This window comes from Pseudomonas sp. CFBP 8772, from assembly GCF_014841665.1.
In the GTDB taxonomy this organism is placed as follows: domain Bacteria; phylum Pseudomonadota; class Gammaproteobacteria; order Pseudomonadales; family Pseudomonadaceae; genus Aquipseudomonas; species Aquipseudomonas graminis_B.
In genome coordinates, this window is record NZ_JACYUI010000005.1 from 41,208 (window position 1) to 54,068 (window position 12,861).

13 protein-coding genes are annotated in these 12,861 nt (G+C 60.5%); 7 read left to right on the forward strand and 6 right to left on the reverse strand.

The window, feature by feature from the left end; genetic code table 11:
- The first annotated feature begins 10 nt into the window (after positions 1-10).
- A complete protein-coding gene (gene hemH, locus IFT99_RS12155; RefSeq protein ID WP_192132547.1) occupies positions 11-1,039 on the forward strand; it encodes a ferrochelatase in 1,029 nt (342 codons plus the stop codon).
- A gap of 232 nt (positions 1,040-1,271) precedes the next feature.
- On the opposite strand, the gene IFT99_RS12160 is transcribed toward hemH, so the two are convergent.
- Both IFT99_RS12160 and upp read right to left on the reverse strand, forming a co-directional pair.
- Positions 1,272-2,552 carry a uracil-xanthine permease family protein gene (locus tag IFT99_RS12160; protein ID WP_192132549.1) on the reverse strand — a complete coding sequence of 427 codons (1,281 nt, stop codon included), beginning with the start codon at positions 2,550-2,552 and terminating at the stop codon, positions 1,272-1,274.
- Complete coding sequence (gene upp / locus IFT99_RS12165) at positions 2,552-3,190, reverse strand: uracil phosphoribosyltransferase (RefSeq protein ID WP_065991794.1); 639 nt, start codon at positions 3,188-3,190, stop codon at positions 2,552-2,554. Before upp ends, IFT99_RS12160 begins: the two co-directional genes overlap by 1 nt.
- A 197-nt stretch (positions 3,191-3,387) precedes the next feature.
- On the opposite strand from upp, the gene IFT99_RS12170 reads away from it, so the two are divergent.
- From IFT99_RS12170 to IFT99_RS12185, 4 genes are all read left to right on the forward strand, one after another.
- Positions 3,388-3,945: a hypoxanthine-guanine phosphoribosyltransferase gene (locus IFT99_RS12170; RefSeq protein WP_037018287.1), complete on the forward strand. Its 558-nt coding sequence runs from the start codon at positions 3,388-3,390 to the stop codon at positions 3,943-3,945.
- 150 nt (positions 3,946-4,095) lie between these two features.
- Positions 4,096-4,581 (forward strand): hypothetical protein, encoded by a 486-nt coding sequence (locus IFT99_RS12175; RefSeq protein ID WP_065991795.1) that lies wholly within the window; start codon positions 4,096-4,098, stop codon positions 4,579-4,581.
- A 67-nt stretch (positions 4,582-4,648) separates the two neighbouring features.
- The gene (locus IFT99_RS12180) at positions 4,649-4,936 is read left to right on the forward strand and encodes a PA4642 family protein (RefSeq protein ID WP_192132551.1); all 288 of its coding nucleotides are present in this window, start codon (positions 4,649-4,651) and stop codon (positions 4,934-4,936) included.
- Between the two features lie 230 nt (positions 4,937-5,166).
- Positions 5,167-5,628 (forward strand): hypothetical protein, encoded by a 462-nt coding sequence (locus IFT99_RS12185; RefSeq protein WP_192132553.1) that lies wholly within the window; start codon positions 5,167-5,169, stop codon positions 5,626-5,628.
- 116 nt (positions 5,629-5,744) lie between these two features.
- On the opposite strand, the gene mqo is transcribed toward IFT99_RS12185, so the two are convergent.
- Positions 5,745-7,250: a malate dehydrogenase (quinone) gene (gene mqo, locus IFT99_RS12190; RefSeq protein ID WP_192132555.1), complete on the reverse strand. Its 1,506-nt coding sequence runs from the start codon at positions 7,248-7,250 to the stop codon at positions 5,745-5,747.
- A gap of 734 nt (positions 7,251-7,984) precedes the next feature.
- Entirely contained in the window at positions 7,985-8,218 is a 234-nt protein-coding gene (locus tag IFT99_RS12195) for a hypothetical protein (protein ID WP_065991801.1), read from the reverse strand.
- Positions 8,219-8,439: 221 nt separating this feature from the next.
- On the opposite strand from IFT99_RS12195, the gene IFT99_RS12200 reads away from it, so the two are divergent.
- Complete coding sequence (locus IFT99_RS12200) at positions 8,440-9,021, forward strand: YajG family lipoprotein (protein WP_065991802.1); 582 nt, start codon at positions 8,440-8,442, stop codon at positions 9,019-9,021.
- Positions 9,022-9,124: 103 nt separating this feature from the next.
- Here IFT99_RS12200 and IFT99_RS12205 read toward each other — a convergent pair whose 3' ends face one another.
- Complete coding sequence (locus IFT99_RS12205; RefSeq protein ID WP_065991803.1) at positions 9,125-9,328, reverse strand: hypothetical protein; 204 nt, start codon at positions 9,326-9,328, stop codon at positions 9,125-9,127.
- Between the two features lie 140 nt (positions 9,329-9,468).
- Between IFT99_RS12205 and IFT99_RS12210 the strand changes: the two genes are divergently transcribed.
- Positions 9,469-9,738 carry a hypothetical protein gene (locus IFT99_RS12210; protein ID WP_192132557.1) on the forward strand — a complete coding sequence of 90 codons (270 nt, stop codon included), beginning with the start codon at positions 9,469-9,471 and terminating at the stop codon, positions 9,736-9,738.
- A gap of 4 nt (positions 9,739-9,742) precedes the next feature.
- Here IFT99_RS12210 and IFT99_RS12215 read toward each other — a convergent pair whose 3' ends face one another.
- Positions 9,743-12,841 carry an autotransporter domain-containing protein gene (locus IFT99_RS12215; RefSeq protein ID WP_192132559.1) on the reverse strand — a complete coding sequence of 1,033 codons (3,099 nt, stop codon included), beginning with the start codon at positions 12,839-12,841 and terminating at the stop codon, positions 9,743-9,745.
- Between the last annotated feature and the right edge of the window lie 20 nt (positions 12,842-12,861).

Below are 12,861 nucleotides of genomic sequence, written 5' to 3' on the forward strand. Positions count from 1 at the left end.
AAGGTGTTGCATGACCGATCACGCTTTATTGCTGGTTAACCTGGGCTCACCGGCGTCCACGTCGGTCGCTGACGTGCGCCGCTACCTCAATCAGTTCCTGATGGACCCTTACGTTATTGACGTGCCGTGGCCAGTACGTCGCTTGATCGTCTCGCTGATTCTGATCAAGCGCCCGGAGCAGTCGGCCCATGCGTACGCGTCAATCTGGTGGGACGAGGGTTCGCCGCTGGTGGTGCTGAGCAAGCGACTTCAGCAGGCCATGGTCAAGGAATGGAAACACGGCCCGGTCGAACTGGCGATGCGTTACGGCGAGCCCTCGATCGAGACCGTGCTCACGCGCCTGGCAGCCCAGGGCATCAAAAAGGTCACCCTGGCGCCGCTGTATCCACAGTTCGCCGACAGCACAGTGACCACGGTGATTGAAGAAGCCAAACGCGTCGTCAGTGACAAAAAGTTGAATTTCGATTTCTCGCTGCTGACACCGTTCTTCAATCAGCAGGAATACCTCGACGCGTTGGTGGCCAGTGTGCGACCGCATTTGCAGCAGGAATACGATCATCTGTTGCTGAGTTTTCACGGCTTGCCCGAGCGGCATCTCACCAAGCTCGACCCGACGGGCAATCACTGTTTCAAAAGCGGCAACTGCTGCGAAACAGCGTCGCCCGAGGTCCTGGCGGTCTGCTACCGCGCGCAGTGCATGCGCTCAGCGGCAGAGTTCGCCAAGCTGATGGGGATTGCCGATGGCAAGTGGTCAGTGTCGTTTCAGTCGCGCCTGGGCCGCGCCAAGTGGATCGAACCCTACACCGAACCGCATCTGGAGGAGCTTGCTGCTCAAGGCGTGAAGCGACTGCTGGTCATGTGCCCGGCGTTTGTCGCGGACTGCATCGAAACGCTGGAAGAAATTGGTGATCGCGGGGCTGAAGTGTTCAGGGAAGCCGGGGGCGAGGAGCTGGTGCTTATTCCATGCCTCAATGACGACCCGAACTGGGCGAAGGCGCTGAATACATTGTGCGAAAAGGCACCGGCGATGGTGGTGTAATAACCTGAAATTAGGTGTTGTGTTCATTCCCCGTGGGAGCGACCGGAGTGGCGTTCCACCTTGCTCGCGAATGCGTCTGCTCAAGCGGCATTGATGAACCTGATGCGCCGCCTTCGTGAGCAAGCTCACTCCCACAGTTTCGGTGTATGCCGCAAATCTAAGCTACTCCCACAGAATCCCAAAAAAAGGGGGCATCACGTGAATGATGCCCCCTTTTCATAACGCTGTAGAACTACGGCAGCTGATCATCCAGGTGCTTGTTCTTCCACGCGTCATTGCCCGGCAGGATCAGGTTCAGCACGATGGCCGTGACGGCGCACAGCGCGATGCCTTTCATGCCGAAATCATCAGGGCCGTTGCCGGTGCCGATCAGCACGCCGCCAATGCCGAACACCAGCGTGACGGACACGATCACCAGATTGCGCGCTTCGGCCAGATCAACCTTGTGGCGGATCAGCGTGTTCATGCCCACCGCCGCGATCGAGCCGAACAGCAGGCACAGAATCCCGCCCATGACCGGCACCGGAATGCTTTGCAGCAACGCGCCGAACTTGCCAATGAACGCCAGGGTAATGGCGAAGATTGCCGCCCAGGTCATGATCTTCGGGTTGTAGTTTTTCGTGAGCATCACCGCGCCGGTGACTTCGGCGTAGGTGGTGTTGGGCGGGCCACCGAAAGCGCCGGCCACGGTGGTCGCGATGCCGTCACCCAGCAATGTCCGGTGCAGGCCGGGCTTCTTCAGATAATCACGGCCCGTCACGCTGCCCACTGCAATCACGCCACCGATGTGCTCGATGGCCGGAGCCAGTGCCACCGGCACGATGAACAGGATGGCCTGCCAGTTGAATTCCGGCGCCGTGAAGTCTGGCAAAGCCAGCCAGGGTGCGGCGGCGATCTTCGCTACATCGACCACGCCGAAATAGAACGACAGCGCAAAACCCACCAGTACGCCCGAGATGATCGGCACCAGGCGAAAGATGCCTTTGCCGAACACCGCGACGATCAACGTCGTCAGCAGCGCCGCCATCGAAATGATGATGGCGGTGTTGTATGGGATGAGCTCAGCGGCTCCATCACCCGTCCGGCCCATCGCCATGTTGGCGGCAATGGGTGCCATCGCCAGACCGATGGAAATGATCACCGGGCCAATCACCACCGGCGGCAGCAGGCGGTCGATGAAGCCGGTGCCTTTGACCTTCACGGCCAGGCCAAGGAAAGTGTAGACAAAGCCCGCTGCCATCACGCCGCCCATGGTCGCAGCAAGACCGAACTGGCCCTTGGCGAGGATGATCGGGGTAATGAACGCAAAGCTCGACGCAAGGAAGACCGGCACCTGACGGCCTGTCACCACCTGGAAGCACAAGGTGCCCAGACCCGCCGTGAACAGCGCCACGTTGGGATCGAGGCCAGTGATCAGTGGCATCAATACCAGCGCGCCGAATGCCACGAACAGCATCTGCGCGCCCGACAAGATCGTGCGCCAGAGTGGATCGTTGAACTCATCCGGCTTCATCAGGCGTCCTTCTGCTTGGTGCCGAAAATCTTGTCGCCGGCGTCGCCCAGGCCCGGAATGATGTAGCCGTGTTCGTTCAGTTGCTGATCGATGGACGCGGTATAGATGTTGACGTCCGGGTGGGCCTTCTCGACCGTGGCGATGCCTTCCGGCGCAGCCACCAGGACCATCGCGCGAATGTCGCGGCAACCGGCTTTTTTCAGCAGGTCGATGGTGGCAACCATGGAGGAACCGGTGGCGAGCATCGGGTCGATGATCAGCGCCAGACGCTGGTCGATCTCGGGAGCGAGCTTTTCCAGATACGTGTGGGCTTCGAGGGTTTCTTCATTGCGCGCGACGCCCACGGCACTGACCTTGGCGCCCGGGATCAGGCTGAGGACGCCTTCAAGCATGCCGATGCCGGCCCGCAGGATGGGCACCACGGTGATCTTCTTGCCGGCGATCTTCTCGACCTGAACCGTGCCGGCCCAACCCTGAATCTCGTAGGTTTCCAGCGGCAGATCCTTGGTCGCTTCGTACGTCAGCAGCGCGCCGACTTCCTGAGCCAGTTCACGAAAATTCTTGGTGCTGATATCGGCACGGCGCATCAGGCCGAGCTTGTGGCGGATCAGCGGATGGCGGATCTCACGAATGGGCATAGGGGAAAGGCTCCAGCGGGCGGGCAAAAAAAACGGCTTAGATTAATCTATTCAGCTGTAACTTGTCCTTACGGTTAGGTTCGGGCGCCGACATTTCTGGAACGGCAGTGCAACATTAGTCCAGAAACACTTGCCCTGATGTCGGCGGATGCGTACCTTTGCCCGCTTTTCCTTACACAGCCCCCTTGGAGAGAGTCATGTCCGCTGATCTCGAGCATATCCGTCAAGTCATGCGCGAGGCTGACTGCCTTTACAACGAGGCCGAAGTCGAGGCCTCCATCGCCCGCGTCGGCGAGCAAATCAATGGCGTGCTGGCCGACCGTAACCCGGTGGTGTTTTGCGTCATGAACGGTGGCCTGATCTTCGCCGGCAAGCTGCTCACTCATCTGAATTTCCCGCTGGAAGCGTCCTACCTGCACGCCACCCGCTATCGTAACGAAACCAGCGGCGGTGACCTGTTCTGGAAAGCCAAGCCCGAAGTCTCGTTCATCGACCGTGATGTGCTGATCATTGACGACATCCTCGACGAAGGTCACACCCTCGGCGCGATCATCGACTTCTGCAAACATGCCGGCGCGCGCGCTGTTCACACCGCGGTGCTGATCGACAAGGACCACGACCGCAAGGCGCGTCCTGACCTGAAGGCCGATTTCGTCGGCCTGCCTTGCATCGACCGCTACATCTTCGGTTACGGCATGGACTACAAAGGCTACTGGCGCAACGCAGCCGGGATCTATGCCGTCAAAGGCATGTAAGACAAGCATCATCATAGTGTCGGGGTGAGCTTGCTCGCTCCACAGATGCCACAGTCAACAAAGATTTCGGGTGTTGCAGGGACCGGAGAGTGTGGAGGGGCGGCATGACTCCGCATGCTAGAGTGCCCCCCACTTTTTCGGGAGGCGCCCATGACGTTATCGTTTCGAAGTACCGCTGCGTTTATGTTGCTGTTGACGCTGCCACTCCCCGCCTTCTCTGAACCCATGCACGCGCAATACCTGCCGCCGGACGAGTTGTCTGTGCGCGAGGGCGAACCCGAGCAGCAGCAATTGCTGCAGATCACCGAGTATTCGGTGGTGGTCGGCAGCCAGCGGCAGTCGAATCAGCAGCCGATCCCGGTCACTTCACCGCTGATCCTGCGCCTCAAAGGCAAACCCATGAACAAGGGGGCGACCATTGCCGACGTGCTGATCCACTTCGACGGCGAAAGCAAAAGCCTGAAAAAACCGACCTACGACGAACCTTCGCGCACGCTGACGCTGTATTACCCGGCAACGCAATACCGCGTGCTCGTGGATTTGCTGCGTAACGAAAAGGTCTACTGCCAGTTCCTCAGCTATGCCAACGGTCACGTCTGGGCTGACCTGCACACCGGCAGCGTACGCGCGCGTTGAGCCCGCGGCCGGGCGGGGGGTAAACTGCCCGCCCGTGATATGTCCCGCAAGTCAGTTGGAGTCAGCAATGCGTAAAGATAAGAAGCAGGTGATTGGCGATGAAATCGGCGACGCCCAGATCAAGCTGTTCCTCGATTTCGAACCGGTCGACGCCACTTCGCCTTCGCTGCACAAGCTGATCAAGGCCTACCGTGGCCTGCGCGTCGACGACTTCGGGCGTTTTCTGACGTTCTTCAAGGAAGCCGGTTACGACCTCGACGGCAAAGACGAGCACGGCGATGACTTCGTTACGCTGATCAAGGATCAACGCAACGCCGACGAATACATTGAGCTGATCAAGAACGCTAAAGGCTGAATCATGCAATTCCCGGGCGCCATCCTCCGGCGCCCAATGCTCCCCTCCGGTTATTCAGCAGGTTCCTGCTTCCACCCCGTCACTACATAATCGAAAGACCCTTCCTACCGCAGCCTTCGGCGTTTGCGACTACCGAAAGCCGTGCGTCAAACCATAATCAGACCTGTGACACCGTTCACAAGGACGCGAGCAGGACGCTCGCCTTAATGATTGGAAAGGGAATTCATGACATGCAAACGATAGGAAATTACGTCACTCGCAGTATCGCCGTCATCACCATGATGGTTGCGGCAGTATCCGCTCAGGCGGCTTATCCCAGCAAAATCCAGCTCAACATCGAAATGTGGAATCAGTCTGGCACCGACCTCGCGCTGGTATGGGCCAGTTGGGCGCCGGCCAATGCCGATTACACCGGCTATGGCTTTTCGGCTGACGCACCCACCGCGTCTGTGTCCATCCCGCTGAAGAATCCGCGCAATGATGCGGCGAGCTTCCGCGTGAGCGGGGAGGGCAAAGTCTGTGAGTTCAGGGCGGCCCACTCAGTGACGTTCAGTTGGGTCTCGATCACGCCGGCGCCGGAGAAATCTGCAACGGGCACATCAATCGGGAAGGTCCCAGCCGAGTGCATTGCCTCGGTGATCAAAGGCACGAACTCGATGCAGGCGTATTCCGTCAGATTCGTGATGAAGTGATGTTCAAGCCGCAAAATTGCTTTGCGGCTACAGCCAATCCGGCCTAATGCAAAAAATAAAACCCCGCCTGATGTGGCGGGGTTTTGTTTTACAGCTTTCTTAGAGCAGGCCAGCGATCAGGCGAACGTTGCCGCTGCGCTGTTCTGCGCCAGATCCAGACTGGCGTCGCTCTGGGCACTGACGCGCTGATAAAGCTGCGCATCGGTTTCCAGTGCCTTTTCACGCGCCGGAAAGATCTCGTTCAGCTTGGCGGCCCACTCGGTGCGGGCTTTGTCCGGGAAGCAGCGCTCGATCAGATCCAGCATGATCGAAACCGTCACCGAAGCGCCTGGCGAGGCGCCCAGCAGTGCGGCGAGGGAACCGTCCTTCGCCGACACCAACTCGGTACCGAACTGCAGGACGCCGCCTTTTTTCGGGTCTTTCTTGATGATCTGTACGCGCTGGCCGGCCACTTCCAGACGCCAGTCTTCGGCTTTGGCTTCCGGGTAGAAACGGCGCAGTGCATCGAGCCGCTGCTCCATCGACTGCCGCACTTCGCTGATCAGGTATTTGGTCAGGTCCATGTTGTCGCGGGCCACCGCCAGCATCGGCGCGATGTTGGCCGCGCGGATCGACAGCGGCAGGTCCATGAGCGAACCGTGCTTGAGGAACTTGGTGGTAAAACCGGCGTACGGGCCGAACAGCAGGGAGGTCTTGCCGTCAACGACGCGGGTGTCCAGGTGCGGCACCGACATCGGCGGCGAACCCACCGCCGCCTGGCTGTACACCTTGGCCTGATGGCGCTTGACCACTTCAGGGTTGTCGCAACGCAGCCACTGGCCGCTCACCGGGAAGCCGCCGAAACCCTTGCCTTCCTCGATGCCGGACATCTGCAGCAATGGCAGTGCTGCACCGCCCGCGCCCAGAAACACGAATTTGGCGTCGATGTCACGGGTGCTGCCGCTGTTCACGTCTTTGATGGTGACGGTCCAGCCGTCGCCCTTGCGGCTCAGATCGGTAACCCGTTTGCAGTATTTGACCTGCGCATCGGGTGCGCTGGCCAGATGCTTGAGCAGCAGGTTGGTCAGGTTGCCGAAGTTGACGTCGGTGCCGTGCATGACCCGGGTCGCTGCGATAGGCTCATCGACAGGACGGCCAGGCATCATCAGCGGCATCCACTCGGCCAGTCTGGCTTTGTCTTCGGTGTATTCCATGGAGGAGAAGGAGTGGTGGGTACGCAGGGCTTCGTAACGCTTTTTCAGGTACGCCATGCCCTTTTCACCCTGAACGAAACTCAGGTGCGGAACCGGCGTGATGAACGAGCGCGATGAGCCAAACGTGCCTTTGCGGGCCAGGTAGGCCCAGAACTGCTTCGAGACCTCGAACTGGGTGTTGATGTGAATCGCTTTTTTGGTATCGATCGAGCCATCGGCCGCTTCCGGCGTGTAGTTCAGCTCGCACAGCCCGGCGTGGCCGGTGCCCGCGTTGTTCCAGGGGTTGGAGCTCTCTGCAGCACCGGAATCCATCAGCTCGACGACTTCAACCTTGAGGTTCGGGTCCAGCTCTTTGAGCAGTACGGCGAGGGTGGCACTCATGATGCCTGCCCCGACCAGCACTACGTCGACTGCTTCGTTATACGCCATTAACGCGTCTCCAAAATCTGCAGCACCAAATTGACGGCATGCGTTCCCGTGGTCAGTCGCCAGGTTCGGGCGGCGCGGTGTTCGCGCAGTGCCTCGTTCAACCTGGCCGGGATCGCCATGTCCGATTCTTCGCAATTTTTTGCATCTTCAGCGGACGCCACCGAACGAGCCTGGTTGATGCTTTTATGAGGCAAGCATGAACGCATTTTTCGGCCCGTGCAGCCATTCGACTATCGTCAAGGCGTCCGGTTGTGCAACCAAATCCGTAGCGGACAGGCTTCAGGCTCTTTTGACGGAGACTGCGTTGCGGTCGGTCCTTTGCAAGGGGGCTGGGTCAGACGCTAACGGTGCATTTACAAACGCGAAACTATTCATTTGCTTGCCACACTCTTGTGAAGTTGTGAAAACCCGTTTTTTTCACGCTCTTTTGGAGACGCGAACCTCAAAAAGGGCTGCGCGATGGCAGCTCTGGCAGATCAGGTTCATACGCGATGTGAGGCAAGGACTGGCGCAGGACGATCGAATGGATCGACGATCCGGCGTCTGCGCCGCGGCCACATCGGGCTGCACATGTCTGTGTGGAAGGCTCTCTGTGGGCGGTACGGAGGAGTCGACAGTGGTTATCGACGATGCTGCGAGGCCCGATCAGGAGACGTCCTTATAATCGGGGGAAGATTATAGCGATGAAACGGTCAGAAATGATCCAGGAAAAATGACTTTTATTCGGCTTTTGGTCAGATGCTGAGCATATGCCGGGCGGTAATCGCACGTGACCGGGAAGTCACGCGGGCGCTCGCAGGAAGCGGGCGCTGCAGCCAGCACAGGTTTGCCTCGTGGACCTCGACCCAGCCCTGACCGCAAGGCGTTTCGGCGCAGTGCTTGAACGCCAGGCAGATGCCGTGGGTGTCCAGACGTGCATAGTGGCGATGACGGCGGCGCAGCGAGAACAACGACCAAAGAAAGTCCATGGCAGGACTCCTTGCTGGAGAGTTGAAAAAAGTATGGCCGCCAGGCATGACACCGCTGTGACGTTGCGATTGCGCAATTGTGTTCATTTTGACCGCGGGAGCATTCCTGCCTGGCCGGAACCGCTGCAATGGCACTTTGTCGTATGTTTACCCTAGTGAGCGGCCTTGGGAGGTCGCTATACTGCGGCACATTTTGTGCCTTGGCCCATGGAGAAATGAGCATGTTGCGTCGCGTTCTGTTCGGTTTGCTTGCCGCTGGCAGTCTGACCCTGGCGGGCTGTGCCCACAGCCCGCAATCCCTCACCCCGGAACCCAAGCTGAACGCTCAACTGGCTCCGGTCGGTCACGGCCAGCAAGTGGTCGTGCGCGTGGTTGACGGTCGTCAGTCGCAGCAGCTGGGCACCCGTGGTGGCCTGTACCCGGAAACCAGTTCGATCACTGTCAACGGTCAGCAGTTGCTGCCAAGGTTGCAGGCTCAGGCTGAAGCAGGTGTGCGGTTGCTCGGTTTCACGCCCGTGCCAAACGGCAGTGGCCCGCAGTTGACCGTCACCCTGGCTGACCTAAAGTATCAGTCGCCGAAAGAAGGCCTGTACGTCACCGAAGCCAACATCAGTTCCACGTTCCGCGCTGACGTTCAGAATGGCGGTCGTAACTACAGCGGCCGTTATGCGGCTTCGATGGATCAACGTTTCGGCATGGCGCCAAACGAAGAGACCAATACCAAGCTGATCAGCGACGTGCTCAGCGACGCCCTGACTCGCCTGTTCCAGGATCAGACCATTGGCCGCACCCTCGGCCAATAAGCTCAACGCCTGATGCTGATAAACAAAAAGCCCCGGTTTCGCGAGAAGCCGGGGCTTTTGTTCATTCAGCGGGAGGGCACTCGGGATTTTCATCGCGGCGCACTCAAGCCGCCTGATAGAAATCCAGAAAACTGAAACCGGTTTGAAGATCCACTTCCGGCAGGTCGTTGTGCGCATGGCCGCCAAGGGCGCAATACACCAGCCAGTGCCTGTCCTGGACGTTGAACGCCAGCGCGTCGATCAATGCTTCCTGTTCGTCGCTGGGGGCGATGAGGTAAAGGCGGTCCTGGTTGTGGGCGTGCAGCATGACGCTCTCCGTGGCGGTGGGTCGGTTTGAGGTCCCACACAGTGCCCGGTTCAGGTGACGTTAAGGTGACAGCGATTAGTGTGAGCGGCAGATCCAAACCGAGTCTGCGGCGCCCAAGAACCAGGCGCCATCGAGGCACCATGTCGCTTATCCATCACGCCCCCGGTCTCGCCGTCAACCTCTGCGCCTTGCTCGCTGCGGGCCCCGGCATCTGGCTGCTCCATACCACCCGCACTCGCGAGCAGCGAGAGATGGCCCACTTGCACCACCTCACCGAGCAAGCCCCGATCGACGAGCCCATGCACCTGATGGATGTGCCCACCTTGCGCATGATCCGCCTGAGCTATCGGTTCGGCACGGCGTGCCTGGCGTTCGCGCTATTGTTGTCGTGGGTGAGCACCAAGCTTTGATCGCTTAAAAAGCCAGCGTCACCCGCGCATTCAACGTCTGATCCGACGCATCGTTGCTCACCTGTCCGTTGTAGCTGAGCCCGACACTCAGCGTGTCGCTCAACCCCAGATCGACACCTGCGCCAAGGACCGCTGCGCTGCGGGCAATCGGTGCGCCGGAGAGTTCGAAAGTGTCGCCGCCGCTGAAGGCCGCACGGCTTTCTGGCGTCACGTCGCCGTAGGCTCGACGCCAGCCCAGTGTCGCGTTGGGTTTGATCGCGACGGTGCCAGCGTTCAACCGCGTGGCGGCACGCAGGCCGAGGGTGCTGAAGGTGATGTCGTTGTCCTGAGACTTGTTTTCCAGCCTGATCGCGTTGCTGTTCTCATCGAAGGAGTCCGTGTCCAGTCGCACATGGGCGAGGTTGGCGAAGGGTTCAACCTGCGCGTTGCCCAGCTCGATGGCGTAACCCAGTTCGCCAAACACCTGATTGGTCGCTGCGTTGTAATCTTCCTTGAAACGCTCGGAAGCACCCGGCAAGTCCAGCGTGCGCTTGGCCGTCAGCTCGTGCCAAGTGCGGACCGCGCCGAGGCGCAGGCTCAGTTGGCCCCACTTGGCGCCCGCATACACGCCCAGATGGTAGTTGTCGCTGTCAGTGGAACCGGAGGCATGGCGCAGGTCGAAGCTGCTGTTGCTGAAACCGGCCAGCGCACCCACGCGCCAGGTCTCGTCGAGCGGCACGTCAGCGCCGAACAACAAGCCGCTGGTGTGCGTATCGAGGCCCGAAACGTCACCGGTGCTGTCGATTTTGCCGGTCGCGCCGATGGCCTGAGTCCACACCACGCCACGGGAATCATCTCCGGCGAGGGTCTGCGTCGTGCCGCGAAGTGCCGGTGCCGACTGCGCTTGCTGCAAGCGATCGTTCACCGCGTTGCGCACCAGGCGGCTGTCTTCGATCAGCGCGGACTGGGTCGACGCATGCAGCTCATTGGACAGCGCCTTGAACGTGGCCTGCGCGGTCGACGCGTCGTCCTGCACCACCTGACCCCAGAGCGCGTTGCCAGCCCCTGCGCTGTCCAGCCCTTGCGCGACGGCTCTGGCATTGCGGGTCGTCGCCAGGCTGGCGAAGGTCTGTGCGTTGCGGTCCAGCGTCAGTCCGACATCGGTCGCCGTGTAATTCAGCGTCGGAGTGAGGAAAGCGAAGTTGGTTTGCACGTTGGCAAATGCACCGCTGACGCCACCGGCTGCCGAGAGGATCGAGTAACGGCTCGCGGCCACCCAGTTACCGCCCTCAACCAGCGACAGCGTGCTGTTATTGAGGGTCGCACGGCCGCTGGCGACGATGCGATCGGCTTTGCCGTTGGCGTCCGATTCGACCTGGTAGACCGAGCCCTGAGCAAGGTTCACGTCACCATTGACGTTCAGTTGCCCGACCGAATTACCCGGTGCCACCACGCCGCCCTGAGCGACATTGATGCCGCCGACGGTGCCATTGCCGCCCAACGTTGCGCCTTGCTGCACGCTGACGATGGAGTTGCCCAGGTTGCCATTGACCGCCAGCCGACCTGCTTGCACCGTCGTTGCGCCGGACAGGCTGTTGTTCCCGGTCAGGTTCAGCGAGCCAACGCCCCGTTTGATCAACGCACCGTTGCCCGTGAGGGTGTTGGCGAGGGTGTCGTTGGTCGACTGATCGAGTACCAGCGTCGCGTTGTCGGTGATCGTTCCGCTGCCGAATGCCTTGGCATGGCCGGTCAGCACGCCACCGTTGATCACCGTGCCGCCCGAGTACGTGTTGTCGCCCGTCAGGATCAGATTGCCGCTGCCGTTCTTGATCAGCCCGCCGCTGCCGCTGATGTCGTTGCGCCAGGCGTCGATGGCGTTATAGCCGCCGAGGCTGGCGTCCATGTTGACCGTGACGTTGGAGTTGAACGCCGCATACCCATCGCCCGCTGCGTACAGGTTCAGACGGCCGTAGCCCCCTGACTGATCGATCACCGCGTACCCGGACGTAATCTCGGTGGTTGCCAGAATCTCGCGGCGCTGACTGGCGTCCAGGTACGGGAAGCGGGTTTCCAGCAACACTTCGGCGTTGGTCGGCACCACGGCGGCCAGGTTGGTCGGGCCCACCGGATCGAAGCCATAGGTCATGCGCGAGGTGAACAGCGCCTTGTCCTGAGCGTGTTGAGACGTGCGATCGGTCGCCGGGTCGATGGTCGCCATGCAGTTGTTGACGTCACCGCCGCACTGCGCCGTGAAATAGCTCAGTGCCTGTGCGCGAGCATCGGCGCGCAGTTGGGCATTGGCCGGGTTGGAGAGGTTGTCGATGGCGAAATAGGTTGCGGTGATGCGCCCGCCCATCACGTCGAACGGCGAATGCATGCCGGCCTCAATGCGGTTGTCGCCAATTTCCGAGGCGCGCAGCATCAACTCGCTGAAACGCTCGGGAATCGCGTAGGCCAGGGCGTATGAAGACAGGTACGCGGCGTTGGTATGGCCGCTGGGGAATCCCGAGTCGCTGGCCGGCGTGGTGCTTTCTGCCGGGCGCAGGGAGGGCGCCACCACGAAGGCCAGACTCTGGCCGTCGAGACTTTGCCGCCACGGTCGCGGATACAAATAGTGGGATTTGGCGGGCGTGGTCGAGGCATCGTTGCGCACAGCGCTGACCAGATCGACGACTTTGCCCAGTGCCGAAGACGAACTGCCTGCGCCGTTGCCTTTGTCGTCGTATTTGACGGTTTTGTTGCTGTCGTCGAACTGGGTGATGGTCGTGAAGGCTCCAGCGCCCGCTTTGAAGGCAGCGCTCAACGAGCCGAGGCCGCTGATTGCGCTATAGCTCTGGTCGCGACGGTCGTCGAAGTAGGCGGCTGTTTCCTGGGCAAGGGTCCGGGTGTTGGCGCGGTCGACCACGATTTGCAGGTTGCGCCGTAGCAGGCTCTGACCCAGGGCGGTGGGTGTGCCCGTGTCCCAGGTCGCACCGGTCGTCCACAGCGTGTCGAATCCGGAAAGCAGGTCGACACCGTTGATGGTGTCGTCTCCCGCACGGCTCGCTGCCTGAACCGACACGGCGAGCAACGAAAGTACCAGGGAAGACACCATCACATGGGCAACCGGTTTGCTGGATCGCATAGCGTACGCCTTCACTCGTT